The organism is Curvibacter sp. GW821-FHT09D12 (genome assembly GCF_059416245.1).
This window is the reverse complement of sequence record NZ_JBWKOU010000001.1, coordinates 16,238-31,597: the sequence shown is the minus strand read 5'-3', so window position 1 is coordinate 31,597 and position 15,360 is coordinate 16,238. Positions and strand designations below refer to the sequence as shown.

At 64.5% G+C, this 15,360-nt stretch carries 15 protein-coding genes; 10 read left to right on the top strand and 5 right to left on the bottom strand.

Annotated features, from left to right (window positions below; genetic code table 11):
• Window positions 1–9: 9 nt before the first annotated feature.
• Both AC07PT_RS00155 and AC07PT_RS00150 read right to left on the bottom strand, forming a co-directional pair.
• Window positions 10–1,002, bottom strand: coding sequence for an HpcH/HpaI aldolase/citrate lyase family protein (locus AC07PT_RS00155; protein WP_494655432.1), 993 nt, complete (start codon window positions 1,000–1,002; stop codon window positions 10–12).
• Window positions 1,003–1,016: 14 nt separating this feature from the next.
• Window positions 1,017–2,003 (bottom strand): malate dehydrogenase, encoded by a 987-nt coding sequence (locus AC07PT_RS00150; protein WP_492348743.1) that lies wholly within the window; start codon window positions 2,001–2,003, stop codon window positions 1,017–1,019.
• 215 nt (window positions 2,004–2,218) lie between these two features.
• On the opposite strand from AC07PT_RS00150, the gene AC07PT_RS00145 reads away from it, so the two are divergent.
• The 7 genes from AC07PT_RS00145 to AC07PT_RS00115 all read left to right on the top strand — a co-directional run bounded on the left by AC07PT_RS00145 (window position 2,219) and on the right by AC07PT_RS00115 (window position 8,207).
• A complete protein-coding gene (locus AC07PT_RS00145) occupies window positions 2,219–3,004 on the top strand; it encodes a GntR family transcriptional regulator (protein WP_492348742.1) in 786 nt (261 codons plus the stop codon).
• A 140-nt stretch (window positions 3,005–3,144) separates the two neighbouring features.
• The gene (sdhC, locus tag AC07PT_RS00140) at window positions 3,145–3,576 is read left to right on the top strand and encodes a succinate dehydrogenase, cytochrome b556 subunit (RefSeq protein ID WP_492348741.1); all 432 of its coding nucleotides are present in this window, start codon (window positions 3,145–3,147) and stop codon (window positions 3,574–3,576) included.
• A 20-nt stretch (window positions 3,577–3,596) separates the two neighbouring features.
• Window positions 3,597–3,962, top strand: coding sequence for a succinate dehydrogenase, hydrophobic membrane anchor protein (gene sdhD, locus AC07PT_RS00135; protein ID WP_492348740.1), 366 nt, complete (start codon window positions 3,597–3,599; stop codon window positions 3,960–3,962).
• A 3-nt stretch (window positions 3,963–3,965) separates the two neighbouring features.
• Window positions 3,966–5,774: a succinate dehydrogenase flavoprotein subunit gene (gene sdhA / locus AC07PT_RS00130; protein WP_494655431.1), complete on the top strand. Its 1,809-nt coding sequence runs from the start codon at window positions 3,966–3,968 to the stop codon at window positions 5,772–5,774.
• A gap of 25 nt (window positions 5,775–5,799) precedes the next feature.
• On the top strand, window positions 5,800–6,504 hold the full coding sequence (locus AC07PT_RS00125; protein WP_019574360.1) for a succinate dehydrogenase iron-sulfur subunit: 705 nt from the start codon (window positions 5,800–5,802) through the stop codon (window positions 6,502–6,504).
• 10 nt (window positions 6,505–6,514) lie between these two features.
• Entirely contained in the window at window positions 6,515–6,832 is a 318-nt protein-coding gene (locus AC07PT_RS00120; protein WP_494655430.1) for a succinate dehydrogenase assembly factor 2, read from the top strand.
• Window positions 6,833–6,896: 64 nt separating this feature from the next.
• A complete protein-coding gene (locus AC07PT_RS00115) occupies window positions 6,897–8,207 on the top strand; it encodes a citrate synthase (protein ID WP_492348737.1) in 1,311 nt (436 codons plus the stop codon).
• Between the two features lie 80 nt (window positions 8,208–8,287).
• Here the strand turns inward: AC07PT_RS00115 and AC07PT_RS00110 are convergent, their stop codons facing one another.
• Window positions 8,288–9,286 carry a GlxA family transcriptional regulator gene (locus AC07PT_RS00110; protein WP_492348736.1) on the bottom strand — a complete coding sequence of 333 codons (999 nt, stop codon included), beginning with the start codon at window positions 9,284–9,286 and terminating at the stop codon, window positions 8,288–8,290.
• A gap of 203 nt (window positions 9,287–9,489) precedes the next feature.
• On the opposite strand from AC07PT_RS00110, the gene AC07PT_RS00105 reads away from it, so the two are divergent.
• The 3 genes from AC07PT_RS00105 (at window position 9,490) to AC07PT_RS00095 (ending at window position 12,568) form a co-directional block, all read left to right on the top strand.
• A complete protein-coding gene (locus tag AC07PT_RS00105) occupies window positions 9,490–10,596 on the top strand; it encodes an S-(hydroxymethyl)glutathione dehydrogenase/class III alcohol dehydrogenase (protein ID WP_494655429.1) in 1,107 nt (368 codons plus the stop codon).
• A gap of 14 nt (window positions 10,597–10,610) precedes the next feature.
• Window positions 10,611–11,462 (top strand): S-formylglutathione hydrolase, encoded by an 852-nt coding sequence (gene fghA, locus AC07PT_RS00100; protein WP_494655428.1) that lies wholly within the window; start codon window positions 10,611–10,613, stop codon window positions 11,460–11,462.
• 218 nt (window positions 11,463–11,680) lie between these two features.
• Window positions 11,681–12,568, top strand: a complete 888-nt coding sequence (locus AC07PT_RS00095) for a MipA/OmpV family protein (RefSeq protein WP_492348733.1) — start codon at window positions 11,681–11,683, stop codon at window positions 12,566–12,568.
• Between the two features lie 19 nt (window positions 12,569–12,587).
• On the opposite strand, the gene AC07PT_RS00090 is transcribed toward AC07PT_RS00095, so the two are convergent.
• Window positions 12,588–13,772, bottom strand: coding sequence for a PA0069 family radical SAM protein (locus tag AC07PT_RS00090; protein ID WP_494655427.1), 1,185 nt, complete (start codon window positions 13,770–13,772; stop codon window positions 12,588–12,590).
• A gap of 83 nt (window positions 13,773–13,855) precedes the next feature.
• Entirely contained in the window at window positions 13,856–15,202 is a 1,347-nt protein-coding gene (locus tag AC07PT_RS00085) for an MFS transporter (RefSeq protein ID WP_492348731.1), read from the bottom strand.
• Between the last annotated feature and the right edge of the window lie 158 nt (window positions 15,203–15,360).

The following is a 15,360-nucleotide window of genomic DNA, read 5'->3' as shown; positions in this document are numbered from 1 at the left end:
CGGGGTGGGTCAAAGATGGCTAGGCGCGAAATACGCCTGCGCCTCGGCAGGCAGGGCGCAACCCGTCTGGTGGGCGCGCTCCAGCACTTGCCAGAAATAACGGTAACTCGCGCGATCATGCAATTGGGAGGCGTGGCTGATCGGGGCCCAATCAGCCGCCTCAGCCGCCAGGATGATGCGCGTTGCGGTCTCGATCTCCCGCTCGTCGGGCGAAAAGGCCTCGAGAATGGGCTGGATCTGAGAAGGGTGAATGCTCCACATGCGGGCATAGCCAAATTCACGCGAGGCCTTCTGGGCCGCCGCGCGCATCACCGCCATGTCGCTGAATTCGGTGACCACGCAGTGCGAGGGGACTTTGCCGTGAGCATGGGCGGCCGAGGCGATCTCGAGCTTGGCACGCACCACCAGCGGATGGGTGAACTGCCCCGCAGCACCCATGCCCGCAGAGGGTATGGCACCGGCGTGGGCGGAAACAAAGTCCATCAGGCCGAAGCTGAGCGATTGCACCTGGGCACAGGCAGCAATGTCGAAGGCGCGGTGGACGGCTGCAGGCGACTCGATCAGCACCTGCAGCGGAAGATCAGGGTGACCCGCGGCCGCCAGGGCACGGGTCGCTCGCTCGACGTCCTGCACGGTTTCCACCTTGGGCACCATCACATGGCACAGGCGGGCTCCGGCTCGACCCACGATGGTCTGCACGTCAGCGTCAAAAGAGGGGTGATCGACCGGGTGGACCCGGGCTGCCACGCGGGCCCCGGGCGCGGCGCCCAGCGCCAGCTCGGCCACCAGCGCAGCATGTTCCGCCTCACCACCAGCCGGAGCACCGTCTTCGCAGTCAAGGGTGACATCGAAGACACAGGTGCCCAGGCGCGCGGTCATTTCAGCCTGCAGCTGCAGGCTTTTGCGCATCCGCAGCTCAACGCCGCTGTAATGGTCACAGACCGGCAACAGGCCCCGTTGGGCCTGGGCTTCCAGCAAGACGTCGCGCGGATGCTTCTTCACGGATTGCAGTCCGATCAGAGCAGGTGGGCCACGCCGGCTTGCTCGTCGGTCAATTCCTTCAGGGTCTTGTCGATGCATTCTTGCGAGAAGGCGTCGACATCCAGACCTTGAACGATCTTGTACTCACCGTTTTCGGTGGTGACCGGGAAGCCGAACATGACGTCCTTGGGGATGCCGTAAGAGCCATCCGACGGGATGCCCATGGTGACCCACTTGCCGTTGGTGCCCAGGGCCCAGTCGCGCATGTGGTCGATGGCAGCGTTGGCAGCCGAGGCTGCCGACGACAGGCCACGGGCGGCGATGATGGCGGCACCACGCTTGCCCACGGTCGGCAGGAAGGTTTCGCGGTTCCAGGTTTCGTCGTTGATCATGGCCTTGACCGACTCACCACCGATGGTGGCGAAGCGGTAGTCGGCGTACATGGTGGGCGAGTGGTTGCCCCAAACGGCCAACTTTTCGATGTCCGACACGGCCTTGCCAGTCTTGGCAGCCAGTTGCGAGGCAGCGCGGTTGTGGTCCAGGCGCAGCATGGCAGTGAAGTTCTTGGCCGGCAGATCCGGGGCCGACTTCATGGCGATGTAAGCGTTGGTGTTGGCGGGGTTGCCGACCACGAGCACCTTGACGTTGCGCGAAGCCACGGCGTTCAGGGCCTTGCCCTGGCCAATGAAGATGGCGCCGTTGACGGCCAGCAGCTCGGCACGTTCCATGCCCGGGCCACGCGGACGCGAACCCACCAGCAGGGCGTAGTCGGTGTCCTTGAAGGCGGTCATCGGATCGCTGTGGGCTTCAATGCCGGCCAGCAGCGGGAAGGCGCAGTCTTCCAGTTCCATGATCACGCCCTTGAGCGCGTTCTGGGCCTTTTCATCGGGGATTTCCAGCAATTGCAGGATCACCGGCTGGTCCTTGCCCAGCATTTCGCCGGAGGCGATGCGGAACAGCAGGGCGTAACCAATTTGGCCTGCGGCGCCGGTAACGGCAACACGGACGGGCTTTTTGCTCATGAGGAACTCCAGGAGGTTGTGTAAAACGGGTGTCGCCACAGTGCTGGACCTGTCCCAGGAACTAGCGTCCGAGCCTGCGAAACAGCACAAGAGTGTACTCTCGTTACAGCACCTCGGTCAATTTGTCTTATGTCTTATATAAGATATGATGCGAGCCCGCGCCACGTTGAAAAATAACGCGGACCTCGCCCAGCCCGATGCCACCCGACACCACGATGCCACCGCCCTCACTGAGCCCATCCGACGCCAGTTCCCCGGACGCCGGCGGCATGGTCACCCCCGCCTTCAGTCCACTGTACCAACAGATCAAAGGTCTGATCCTGCAAAGCCTCCAGGCGGGCGACTGGAAACCCGGCGAGTCCATCCCCAGCGAGATGGACTTGGCTGCACGTTACCGCGTGAGCCAAGGCACGGTGCGCAAGGCCATCGACGAACTGGCAGCCGACAACCTGGTGGTGCGACGCCAGGGCAAGGGCACCTTCGTGGCGACCCACGCCGAACAGCATGTTCAATACCGCTTCCTGAAACTCAAGCCCGATGTGGGTGACATCGCCGCCGAAGGCCCTGCACAGCGCACCATCATCGAGTGCCGCCGGGCCCGGGCCAGCGCCGAAGTGGCCCGCCCCCTGGCCCTGCGCAGCGGTGACGCCGTGCTGCAGGTCCGCAGGATCCTCGCCTTTGGTGGTGTCCCCACCATCCTGGAAGACCTGTGGCTGCCGGGCCAGGCTTTCAAGGGCCTGACAGCCGAGCAAATGGCTCAGTTTCATGGGGCCACTTACGCGATGTTCGAGCTCGAATTTGGCGTGCGCATGGTGCGCGCCGAAGAAAAAATCAAGGCCGTGCTGCCCGACGAAACACAGGCCAGCCTGCTGCAGATCAGCCCTCAAACCCCGCTGCTGAGCGTGGAACGCGTGGCCTACACCTACAACAACGCCCCCATGGAACTGCGGCGCGGTCTTTACCGAACTGATACCCATCACTACAGGAACGAACTCAACTAAAGAAAGAAGCGGCACCAACTTGATGAGAAACGTCGAAAATAGGCACCGACCCAAGCCCCCCATTGCTGCATTGCAATAGAATTTTGGGTCGATCGCATTTACGAAATTACAGAGCAGTTACATCCACGAAAGCACATCCAATGTCCGAACTCGCAAAAAAGCGGCCAGAGTTCCGCAACATCAACGCCTTCAAGGACCTGACCACCTACCGCCTGCCTCCGGCCGGTTGGGTGTCGATTCTTCACCGCGCCAGTGGCGTCATCATGTTCTTGCTGATGCCTTTCATCATCTGGATGTTTGACGCTTCCGTCTCCTCCGAAATTTCGTTTTCGAAGTTCAAGGCCGCTTTCAACAGCGGCCTTGGTTTTGTTCCGGGCGTGTTCATCAAGCTGGTGGCTCTGGCCCTCATCTGGGCCTACCTGCACCACTTCATCGCCGGCCTGCGTCACCTCTACATGGATGTGAACCACGCCGTGAGCAAAGAGTTCGGCAAGAGCTCCGCCCTCGTGACCCTCACCCTGAGCATTGGCCTGACCCTGGTGCTGGGTGCCAAGCTGTTCGGCCTCTACTGATTACACAGGAGCAACAACCCATGTCCGTCAACTACGGCTCCAAGCGCATCGTCGTCGGTGCTCACTATGGTCTGCGCGACTGGCTGGCCCAGCGCATCACCGGCGGCCTGATGGCCCTGTTCACGATCATCGTGCTGGCTCAGGTGCTTCTGGGCTCCGGCCCCATCGGCTACGACAAGTGGGCCGGCATCTTCTCGGCCCAGTGGATGAAGGCCCTGACCTTCTCGGTCATCATCGCCCTGCTCTACCACGTCTGGATTGGCGTGCGTGACATCTTCATGGACTACGTCAAGCCCGTCGGTCTCCGTCTCACCCTGCAAATCTTCTCCATTGTCTGGCTCGTCAGCTGCGCTGGTTGGGCGATTCAAATCCTGTGGAGACTGTAAAAAATGACTTACTCGAAATCTGGCATCACCACCCGCAAGTTTGACGTCGTCATCGTGGGGGCCGGCGGCTCCGGCATGCGCGCATCGCTGCAACTGGCCCGTGCAGGCCTGAATGTGGCCGTTCTGTCCAAAGTGTTCCCGACCCGCTCGCACACCGTGGCGGCTCAAGGCGGCATTGGCGCCTCGCTGGGCAACATGTCCGAAGACAACTGGCACTATCACTTCTACGACACCATCAAGGGCTCCGACTGGCTCGGCGACCAGGATGCGATCGAGTTCATGTGCCAGGAAGCGCCCAAGGTGGTTTATGACCTTGAGCACATGGGCATGCCTTTCGACCGCAACCCAGACGGCACCATCTATCAGCGCCCCTTTGGCGGCCACACCGCCAACTACGGCGAAAAGCCGGTGCAACGTGCCTGCGCAGCCGCTGACCGCACGGGTCACGCGATGCTGCACACGCTGTACCAGCAGAACGTCAAGGCCAAGACCAGCTTCTTCGTCGAGTGGATGGCCCTGGACCTGATCCGCGACGCCGAAGGCGACGTGGTCGGCGTGACCGCCCTCGAAATGGAAACCGGCGACCTGCATGTGCTGCACGCCAAGACCGTGCTGCTGGCCACCGGCGGTGCCGGCCGCATCTTCGCAGCCTCCACCAACGCCTTCATCAACACCGGTGACGGCCTGGGCATGGCTGCCCGTGCAGGCATCGCGCTGCAAGACATGGAGTTCTGGCAGTTCCACCCCACCGGCGTGGCCGGTGCCGGCGTGCTGCTGACCGAAGGTTGCCGTGGCGAAGGCGCGATTCTGCTCAACAGCAATGGCGAACGCTTCATGGAACGCTATGCGCCGACCCTGAAGGATCTGGCCCCGCGTGACTTCGTGTCGCGCTCGATGGACCAGGAAATCAAGGAAGGCCGTGGCTGCGGTCCCAACAAGGACTACATCCTGCTGAAGCTGGACCACCTGGGTGCCGAGACCATCCACAAGCGCCTGCCCTCGGTGTACGAAATCGGCGTGAACTTTGCCAACGTCGACATCACCCGCGAGCCGATCCCGGTCGTGCCCACCATCCACTATCAGATGGGCGGTATCTCGACCAACGTCAATGGTCAGGTCGTGGTTCAGAACGGTGATGTTCACAACCAGGTCGTCAATGGCCTGTATGCCGTGGGTGAATGCTCCTGCGTGTCGGTGCACGGCGCCAACCGCCTGGGCACCAACTCGCTGCTTGACCTGCTGGTGTTCGGCCGCGCGGCCGGCAACCACATCGTCGAGTTCGCCAGCCGCACCAAGTCGCACAAGCCGCTGCCGGCCGATGCGGCCGATTACACGCTGGAGCGCCTGAACCGCCTGGACAACGCCAAGAGCGGCGAATACGCCCAGGACGTGGCCAACGACATCCGCGCTGCCATGCAGCAGCACGCCGGCGTGTTCCGCACCCAGGCGAGCATGGATGAAGGCGTGGTCAAGATCGCCGAACTGCGCGAACGCGCCAAGAGCGTGGGTCTTTCCGACAACTCCAAGGTGTTCAACACCGCGCGCATCGAAGCGCTGGAAGTCGACAACCTGATCGAAGCCGCCCAGGCCACCATGGTCTCGGCTGCTGCCCGCCGTGAATGCCGTGGCGCCCACACCGTGGACGACTACGAACACCCGGCCGATCACCCCACGGCACCGCTGGGCCGCGACGACGCCAACTGGATGAAGCACACCCTGTGGCACAGCGCTTCCAACAGCCTGACCTACAAGCCCGTGAACCTGAAGCCGCGCACCGTTGAATCCGTGCCGCCCAAGGTCCGCACGTTCTGATCCGTCCCGCACGAAAGCCCACGATATGACGAAACGTACTTTTCAGATCTACCGCTACGATCCGGACAAGGATGCCAAGCCCTACATGCAGACCATCGAGATCGAACTCGACGGTCACGAGCGCATGCTGCTGGACGCCCTGATCAAGCTCAAGGCCCAAGACCCCAGCATCGCCTTCCGCCGCTCCTGCCGCGAAGGTGTTTGTGGCTCTGATGCCATGAACATCAACGGCAAGAATGGTCTGGCCTGCCTGACCAACATGAACACGCTCAAGGGCGTGATCACGCTCAAGCCGCTGCCCGGCCTGCCGGTCATCCGCGACCTGATCGTGGACATGACCCAGTTCTTCAAGCAGTACAACTCGATCAAGCCTTACCTGATCAACGACAACGTGCCGCCCGAGAAAGAGCGCCTGCAGTCGCCCGAAGAGCGCGAAGAGCTCAACGGCCTGTACGAGTGCATTCTGTGCGCCAGCTGCTCGACCAGCTGCCCCAGCTTCTGGTGGAACCCCGACAAGTTCGTGGGCCCCGCCGGTCTGCTGCAGGCCTATCGCTTCATTGCGGACAGCCGCGACGAAGCCACCACCGAGCGCCTGGACAACCTCGAAGATCCGTACCGCCTGTTCCGCTGCCACACCATCATGAACTGCGTCGACGTCTGCCCCAAGGGCCTGAACCCGACCAAGGCGATTGGCAAGATCAAGGAACTGATGGTCCGTCGGGCCGTTTGATGGTTCAGGCATGACACTTGATCTGCCCAGTCACCTCGGAGATGACGGCGAGCTCGCCCTGCGGGCTGCCGACGAGCCCTTGGGTGAACGTGCCTACAGCAAGCTGCAGTGGCGCTGCCGCCGCGGCCTGCTGGAAAACGACCTGTTCATCGAGAAGTTCTTCACCCGGCACGGCGCTCACCTCACCGTGGGCCACGCCCGGGGCATGTATGCCTTGATGGACTTGGCAGACAACGATCTGCTCGACCTGCTGCTGCGCCGCAAGCCGCTTGCCGAGACATTGGACACTGAAGAAGTGCGTGCAGTACTGGCCCTGCTGACCCCCTGAGGCCTCATCAAAGGCCTGGCAGAGCCCCCACCCAAGACGGGCAAATTACTCTAGGAAAGTGCATATGAAGCTAGCTGACAATAAAGCCACCCTGTCGTTCAGCAACGGCAGCCCCAGCGTTGACCTGCCGGTCTACCACGGCAACATCGGTCCGGACGTCATCGACATCCGCAAGCTGTACGCCCAGACCGGCATGTTCACCTACGACCCGGGCTTTCTGTCGACGGCCTCGTGCCAGTCGGCCATCACCTACATCGATGGCGACAAGGGCGAACTGCTGTACCGCGGCTACCCCATCGAGCAGTTGGCCGTGAACTGCGACTTCCTGGAAACCTGCCACCTGCTGCTGTACGGTGAACTGCCGAACGCCACGCAAAAGTCTGACTTCACCAACCGTGTCACCCAGCACACGATGGTGAACGAACAGATGCAGTTCTTCCTGCGTGGTTTCCGCCGTGATGCCCACCCGATGGCTGTGCTGACCGGTCTGGTGGGTGGTCTGTCGGCCTTCTATCACGACAGCACCGACATCAACAACCCTGAGCACCGCGAAATCGCTGCCATCCGCCTGATCGCCAAGCTGCCGACCCTGGTCGCCATGGCGTACAAGTACAGCGTGGGCCAGCCCTTCATGTACCCGAAGAACGACCTGTCGTACGCCGGCAACTTCCTGCGCATGATGTTCGCCACCCCGTGCGAAGAGTACAAGGTGAACCCGGTGATCGAGCGTGCGCTCGACCGCATCTTCATCCTGCACGCTGACCACGAGCAAAACGCCTCCACCTCGACCGTGCGTCTGTGCGGCTCGTCGGGCACCAACCCGTTCGCCGCCATCGCGGCTGGCGTGGCCTGCCTGTGGGGCCCTGCCCACGGTGGCGCCAACGAAGCCTGCCTGAACATGCTGGAAGAAATCCAGGCCATGGGCGGTGTGGCCAAGGTCGGTGAGTTCATGGAAAAGGTGAAGGACAAGAACTCGGGCGTGCGCCTGATGGGCTTCGGTCACCGCGTGTACAAGAACTACGACCCGCGCGCCAAGCTGATGCAGGAAACCTGCAACGAAGTGCTGGAAGCCCTGGGCCTGGAAAACGACCCGCTGTTCAAGCTGGCCAAGGAACTCGAACGCATCGCCCTGTCGGACGACTACTTCGTGTCGCGCAAGCTGTACCCGAACGTCGACTTCTACTCGGGCATCGTGCAACGTGCCATCGGCATCCCGGTCAGCCTGTTCACCGCCATCTTCGCGCTGGCCCGCACCGTGGGCTGGATCGCCCAGTTGAACGAAATGATCGGCGACCCCGAGTACAAGATCGGCCGTCCGCGCCAGCTGTTCACCGGCTCGCCCCGTCGCGACGTCCAGCCCCTGGGCCAACGTTGATGACCCCGGCACAGGCCACCTCGGTGGCCCGTGCCTGAAGGCCTCAAGCCTGACCAAGCCCGCCACCCGGCGGGCTTTTTTCATGGGGCTTCGCCAAAGCGCTCGCGGTAGGCCTGGGGGGTCACACCCAAGCGACGGATGAACAAGGCCCGCAGCGCCTGCTCGGATTGGAAGCCCACCCGCACCGCCACCGCCTTGACGGGCAGACCGGCGCCCTCCTCCAGCAAGCGCCGGGCCCCCTCCAGGCGGGCTGTCTCGATGAATTCGGATGGGCTTTGCCCGCACTCCTGCGCGAACACGCGGCGGAAGTTGCGCTCGCTCATCGCCGCCTGCGAGGCCAGCAGCGCCAGGCTGATCGGCTGGTCCAGGTGCGACAGCACCCAGGCCTGCACCTCGCGGATGCCGGGGTGGCGCGTGGCCTGGCTGGCCAGGTGCACGCTGAATTGCGACTGCCCGCCGGGGCGCTTCAGGTACATCACCAAATCACGCGCCACCTCCAGGGCCAGGGCATGGCCGAAGTCCTCTTCGACCAGGGCCAGGGCCAGATCGATGCCGGCCGTCACCCCGGCCGACGTCCAGAACTTGCCGCTGCGCACATAAATCGCATCCGGATCGACCTGCACCTGGGGAAATCGCTGGCGCAGCAACTCGGTCACGCTCCAGTGCGTGGCCGCGGGCCGGCCATCGAGCAGCCCGGCCGCCGCCAGAAAAAAGCACCCGGAACACAAGGCCACCATGCGCCCGACCTCCGGGGCCGTGCGGGCCGCCCAGGCCACCAGGCCGGGTGAGGCCTGCAGGGCCTGCTCGATGTGCCTGGAACCCACGATCAAGGCCACGTCAGGCACCGGCCCGACACCGGCCTGGCGCGTCGCCTCCAGGGCCATGACGGTGTCCGAACGCACCAGGCCCGTCTGCTCGGCCACCACCGACACCAGGTAGCCCGGTCCCAAGCCGCGCCGGGCCAGGTGCAGATTGGCATAGTCAAAGACCGACAAGGGCCCCACCGCCTCCAGGGCCTTGAAGCCGGGGTAGACGACGATGTCCACGGTGAACGGAGCGGAGGCAGGCAATGAGGACATGGGCAACAAGGGGGCAGGAAAACAGCGTGTAACGACAAGGCCACGGCGCAGCCATCGACCGGGCTGAATGGCCGACGGCCAATCTAGCGATGGCAGCGGCCAAATTGTGCGGCACTTCCAGCCCGTCCCCCGCAAGAGCGGCCGAGTTCGGTAGAGTGCGCCACCAGACACCTCTTCTTTCCTGAACACCCCCGGAGCCCACCATGAAAACGCGTGCCGCCGTCGCCTGGCAAGCTGGCCAGCCCCTCACCATCGAAACCGTCGACCTGCAAGGCCCCAAGTTTGGCGAAGTGCTGGTCGAGATCAAGGCCACCGGCATCTGCCACACCGACTACTACACCTTGTCGGGCGCCGACCCCGAAGGCATCTTCCCGGCCATCCTGGGCCATGAGGGCGCCGGCATCGTGGTCGATGTGGGCCCTGGCGTGACCACCCTCAAAAAGGGTGACCACGTGATCCCGCTCTACACACCGGAATGCCGCCAGTGCAAGTTCTGCCTGTCGCGCAAGACCAACCTGTGCCAGTTGATCCGCGGCACCCAGGGCAAGGGCCTGATGCCCGACGCCACCAGCCGCTTCAGCCTGGACGGCCAGCCCATCTTCCACTACATGGGCACCAGCACCTTCAGCAACTACACCGTGGCCCCGGAGATCTCGCTGGCCAAGATCCGCGAAGACGCACCGTTCGACAAGGTTTGCTACATCGGGTGCGGCGTCACCACCGGGATCGGTGCCGTGATCTTCACGGCCAAGGTCGAGGCAGGCGCCAATGTGGTGGTGTTCGGCCTGGGCGGCATCGGCCTGAACGTGATCCAGGGCGCCAAGATGGTGGGCGCCGACAAGATCATCGGGGTCGACATCAACCCGGCCCGCCAAGAAATGGCGCGCCAGTTCGGCATGACCCACTTCATCAACCCCAAGGAAGTCGAAAACGTGGTGGACGCCATCGTGCAGTTGACCGATGGCGGTGCCGACTACAGCTTCGAATGCATCGGCAACACCCAGGTCATGCGCCAGGCCCTGGAATGCACCCACAAGGGCTGGGGCCGCAGCATCATCATCGGCGTGGCCGAGGCCGGCGCCGAAATCAGCACCCGGCCCTTCCAACTGGTCACCGGCCGCAAATGGGAAGGCTCGGCCTTCGGCGGCGCCCGTGGCCGCACCGACGTGCCCAAGATCGTCGACTGGTACATGGAGGGCAAGATCAACATCGACGCCCTGATCACCCACACCATGCCGCTCGAAGACATCAACAAGGGCTTCGACCTGATGAAGCGCGGCGAATCGATCCGCGGCGTGGTGCTCTACTGACACCGGCAACGGCCATGATGCTTGAAACCCTCAGCCAGCACCGCTGCTTTGGCGGCGTGCAACGCTTCCACCGCCACGCCTCCAGCACCATCGGTCTGCCGATGCGCTTTTCGGTCTACCTTCCCCCGCAGGCCGAGACCGGCCCGGTGCCGGTGCTGCTGTACCTGGCCGGGCTGACCTGCACCGAAGAGACCTTCATGATCAAGGCCGGTGCCCAGCGCGTGGCCGCCGAACTGGGCCTGGCCCTGGTCACGCCCGACACCAGCCCGCGCGGCGCCGGTGTGCCGGGTGAGGCCGAAGCCTGGGATTTCGGAGTGGGCGCCGGCTTCTACCTCGATGCCACCCAGGCCCCCTGGTCCACCCACTGGCGCATGGAAAGCTACCTGCTCGACGAGCTGTTGCCCTTGCTGGGCACCCTGCAAGGGCTGGACGTGACACGCGTCGGCATCACCGGCCATTCGATGGGTGGGCATGGGGCCCTGACCCTGGCGCTGCGCCACCCAGGCCGCTTCCGCTCACTGTCGGCCCTGGCGCCCATCTGCGCCCCCACCCGCTGTCCCTGGGGCGAGAAGGCCTTCACCGGCTACCTGGGGCCAGACCGCCAGCACTGGTCGGCCCACGACGCCACCGAACTGATGAGCGCCCGCAACGCGCCGCTGCTGCCGCAGGACATCCTGATCGACCAGGGTCTGGCCGACAACTTCCTGGCCGAGCAATTGCACCCGCACCTGTTCGAGGCGGCCTGCGCCCAGGTGGGCCAAGGCCTGGCGCTGCGCCGCCACGAAGGCTATGACCACGGCTACTACTTCGTGAGCAGCGTGATCGAGAGCCACCTGCGTCACCACGCCGCCACGCTTTGCGCCTGAGCGCTCTGCCGCACCACAGGGTTTGACGCAAGGCACAGGGGCCGGCTGCATCGGCCTCCATAATGCGTCTCATGCGTTCAAAACGACCGTTCAGCCCTTACCCACCGAGGCCCTGCCTCGCCGTTTGCGGGCAGGCAGGGGCACTGCCAGGCCTGCTGACGGGCCTGTGGTTACTGCCGACACTGGCATTGGCACAGGCCGAGGCAGGCGCCCCGCCCGTGGCCCCTGCCCTGCCCCAAGCCCTGGACCTGCGTCTGGCCAACGCCGGCACGGAAGCAGGCGCCACGCCAGCAACGCCAACGCCAGCTGTCGCATCGGCCCCAGGCGGCCCCGTGTTGTCCGGCGAGGCCCGCACCCCCGGTGTCGGTTTTGAGCCGCCCGAACCCCGCCTCAGCTACCTGCTGGGCGCCGGCCTGCGAAGCAGCCCCAACTACTCAGGGGCAGCCGGCAGCCAGCATCGCATCAGCCCGGTGTGGCTGGTGTCATACGGACGCTTCAAGCTGAGCACCGGTGGGGCCAACGCCTTGCTGGGCTATGGCGCCGAAATGGGCGGATCGGGCGCCACCGCCACCCTGCTGAGCCTGCGCGACCTCCAGCTCAATGCCTCGCTGGGCTTTGACAACGGGCGCAGCGCCTCTGACGATCCCCGTCTGAGCGGCCTGCCCGATGTGCGACGCACCATCACGGGGCGACTGGGCCTGGGCCTGGCACTGGGCTATGGCTGGGCCGTGGGCACCGGCCTGACCCAGGATCTGCTGGGGAGGGACGCTGGCAGCCAGGTCGACACCTCGCTCAGCTACACCTGGCAAGCCACGCCACGCACCCGATTGGTGCTTGGCGGAGGCACCAGTTGGGGGAATGGCACCTACATGAACAGCCACTACGGCGTGCCAACCGGCGCCTCGTCACTGCCTGCCTACCAGGCCGGGGCGGGCTTTTACAGCCGCTCGATCGGCCTGAGTTTCACCAGCGCGCTGACCTCCCAATGGCTGGTTTACGGGGGCCTGGGCGGAACCCAGTTGCGGGGCCCGGCCCGTGCCAGCCCATTGACGCAGCGTCCGAACAGCCTGTCCGCCAACCTGGGCGTGGCCTACCGTTACCGTTGAGCTGAGGCGCCGACGCCCCTCAATGGCCGGTCCGCTCAGCGCACACATCGAGCACGGTTCCCGCCACCCGGCGAGGCAGGGGCCCGGGTTCATCGTCAAACAAACCGGGCTGACGCCCAGCCTGCTCGGGATGGTGCATGAAGCGCGACAAGTCCAGTTCTACCCGCTCGCGGTTCAGCCCCAGGCGGGTGCAGGCGCGGGCAAAGCGCTGACTCAGCAAATCAGCCCACAGGCCCTGCCCCTTCATGCGGGTTGAAAAATCACCTGCCGAATCATGCCCGCCGCGGTGGTCGCGCAAGCGGGCCAGCACGCGGGCGGCCCGATCCGGGTAATGCAGCTGAAGCCACTCGGTGAACACCTCGCGCAACTCCCAGGGCAGGCGCAGCACGGTGTAGAAGGCCGAGCGCGCGCCGGCCTCAGCAGCGGCCGTCAGCACCTGCTCCATGTCTTCGTTGAGGAAGGGGATCTGTGGCGCCACACTCACGCCCACGGGCACGCCCGCCTCGGCCAGCGTGCGGATCGTGCGCAGGCGCCGTTGCGGTGACGCGGCCCGGGGCTCCAGGCGGCGCGCCAGCTCGGCATCCAGGGTGGTGATGGTCACATACACCGCCACCAGGCCCTGGTGTGCCATGGGTGCCAGCAAATCCAGATCGCGCTCGACCAGGCTGGCCTTGGTGATCAGCGAGAACGGGTGCTGGTGCCGCTGCAAGACCTCGATCACGCGTCGCGTCAGGCGCAGCTCGCGCTCCACAGGCTGGTAGCAATCGGTGGCCGAGCCCAGGTTGGTCATGCGGGGCCGGTAGCTGGACCGGGACAAGGCCTGCTCCAGCAGCTCGGGCAGGTTGTGCTTGGCCACGATGCGGGTCTCGAAGTCCAGCCCGGGCGAATACCCCAGGTAGCTGTGGGTGGGCCGCGCATAGCAATAGCTGCAACCGTGCTCACACCCCCGATAGGGGTTGATGGCCTGATCAAACGCAATGTCGGGGGAGTCGTTGCGGCTCAAGGCACTGCGTGCGGTCTCGGTGATGACCTCGGTGGCGGGCCGGGCGCCCTCAAGTTCGCCCGCCTCACGATCGGACCAGCCATCATCCAGCCACTCGCGCTGGTCTTTGCTGAAGCGGTGGGGCACGGCACTGGACACCCCCCGCCCCTTCAGCACCTGCACAGGCCTGGGCACGATGGGGGGCGGGTCGAAATCGTCCATGAGGGCTCCAATAACTGTATTTTTATACAGTTTATCGGAAAGCCCGACACGTTGGTCAGCCCTGCTGCGGGCAGGGATTCAGCTCAATGGCCGCCAGCCGCCATGTTCACCGGCCCGCTCATGCCGCGCTGCAAAAACCAGGCACAAGCCGCTGCCAACAGCATGGGCACCAGCATCAGCCGGAAGATGTCGGGCATGGCCAGACCACCGCTGATCATGATTCCCACCATGCTGGCCCCCGTCAACGATCCCACGCGAGACAAGGTGGCAGCCCAGCCCACGCCGGCTCCCCGCATGTAGGTCGGGTAGACCGAAGCGGCCACGGCCTGCAGGCCCACCACCGGGCCGGCCACGCAAAAGCCGCTCAGCAAGGTCACCGGAATGAACCACGTCGTGCCCACCGCGGCCGTCAACAACCAGGTGGTCAAGCCACCGAGGACGAACACCGACCCCAGCCAGACCGCCGGGCGCAGCCGACGCAGGGCCAGCGCCGTGCTCACCGAACCGATCAAAGCGCCGATCTGAAAGCTGGACGCCAGCTTCGAAGCCTGGGCCGGATCGATGCCCCCCAGGTGCAACAGCGAAGGCAGCCAGCTGGCAATCGTGTAGAAGCTCAGCAACACGGTGAAATTCATGCCCCACAGGGCCATCGTGACGGCCGCAAAGCGCCCCCGGAACAATTCAGTCACCCGGGCTTTGGGGCCGGCCTGGGGGTTCTCGTGGCTGACGAAGGCGGTGCGGCTGAACTCGCGCCCCGGGAACAGCCTGTCCATGGCCGCCGGCACCCCTGCCGCGCGTTGAGGACGCAAGGCCATGTAGCGCGGCGACTCAGGCATCCACGCGGCCAGCAGCACGATCATGGCAATCGGCACCACCCCGCCAATGAGCATGATGCCCTCCCAACCCACCTGGTGCAGGTAGGCGCCGGTGATCAGGCCAGCCAACACCGAGCCCGTGAGAAAGCCACTGAAAACAATGGCCAGGATCGTCGAGCGCGAGCGGGCCGGTGTCAGCTCGGCGCACAAGGTGGACAAGGCAGGCAGCGCCGCGCCGATGCCGGCGCCGGTGGCAAAGCGCCACAGCATCAGTTCGGTGTAGCCCTTGGACATGGCGACACCAATGCAGGCCACACCAAAGATCAGCACGCTGATCACGCTGACCCGCTTGCGGCCGTACACATCGCAGAGCATGCCGCCCACGAAGGAACTGAGCAGCAGCCCCCCCATGCCGGCAGCAAACAGACCCGACACCTCGGTGCTGCTCAGTTGGAAGGCCTTGACCATCGAAGGCACCAGAAAGCCGATGGCGGCGGTGTCAAAGCCTTCGATGGTGATGAAAAGAAAGATCAGGAAGAAGATCACCAGCCGGCGAAAGCCCAGCGGCGATTGCTCGATGACCTCGACAAGATCGAGGGTAGGCAACTTGGACAAGATGGTTCCTTGGACGGACCAGGCCGCCACGGGCCTGGAGTGGAGAAGATCGGGGGCGGGGACCATCGGCCCTGTCTCTTCTCCACATCTCCGAGCCCACGAGACAGTGGTTAAGATCTGGGGGGGGGGGGTTTTGTTTGTGGGGGGGGGGGGGGGGG

Bases quoted from the DNA above. Each gene is read 5' to 3' on its own strand.
- AC07PT_RS00150 (WP_492348743.1), bottom strand. From the start codon at position 2,003: ATGAGCAAAAAGCCCGTCCGTGTTGCCGTTACCGGCGCCGCAGGCCAA.
- AC07PT_RS00145 (WP_492348742.1), top strand. From the start codon at position 2,219: ATGCCACCGCCCTCACTGAGCCCATCCGACGCCAGTTCCCCGGACGCC.
- sdhC (WP_492348741.1), top strand. From the start codon at position 3,145: ATGTCCGAACTCGCAAAAAAGCGGCCAGAGTTCCGCAACATCAACGCC.
- sdhD (WP_492348740.1), top strand. From the start codon at position 3,597: ATGTCCGTCAACTACGGCTCCAAGCGCATCGTCGTCGGTGCTCACTAT.
- sdhA (WP_494655431.1), top strand. From the start codon at position 3,966: ATGACTTACTCGAAATCTGGCATCACCACCCGCAAGTTTGACGTCGTC.
- AC07PT_RS00125 (WP_019574360.1), top strand. From the start codon at position 5,800: ATGACGAAACGTACTTTTCAGATCTACCGCTACGATCCGGACAAGGAT.
- AC07PT_RS00120 (WP_494655430.1), top strand. From the start codon at position 6,515: ATGACACTTGATCTGCCCAGTCACCTCGGAGATGACGGCGAGCTCGCC.
- AC07PT_RS00115 (WP_492348737.1), top strand. From the start codon at position 6,897: ATGAAGCTAGCTGACAATAAAGCCACCCTGTCGTTCAGCAACGGCAGC.
- AC07PT_RS00110 (WP_492348736.1), bottom strand. From the start codon at position 9,286: ATGTCCTCATTGCCTGCCTCCGCTCCGTTCACCGTGGACATCGTCGTC.
- AC07PT_RS00105 (WP_494655429.1), top strand. From the start codon at position 9,490: ATGAAAACGCGTGCCGCCGTCGCCTGGCAAGCTGGCCAGCCCCTCACC.
- fghA (WP_494655428.1), top strand. From the start codon at position 10,611: ATGATGCTTGAAACCCTCAGCCAGCACCGCTGCTTTGGCGGCGTGCAA.
- AC07PT_RS00090 (WP_494655427.1), bottom strand. From the start codon at position 13,772: ATGGACGATTTCGACCCGCCCCCCATCGTGCCCAGGCCTGTGCAGGTG.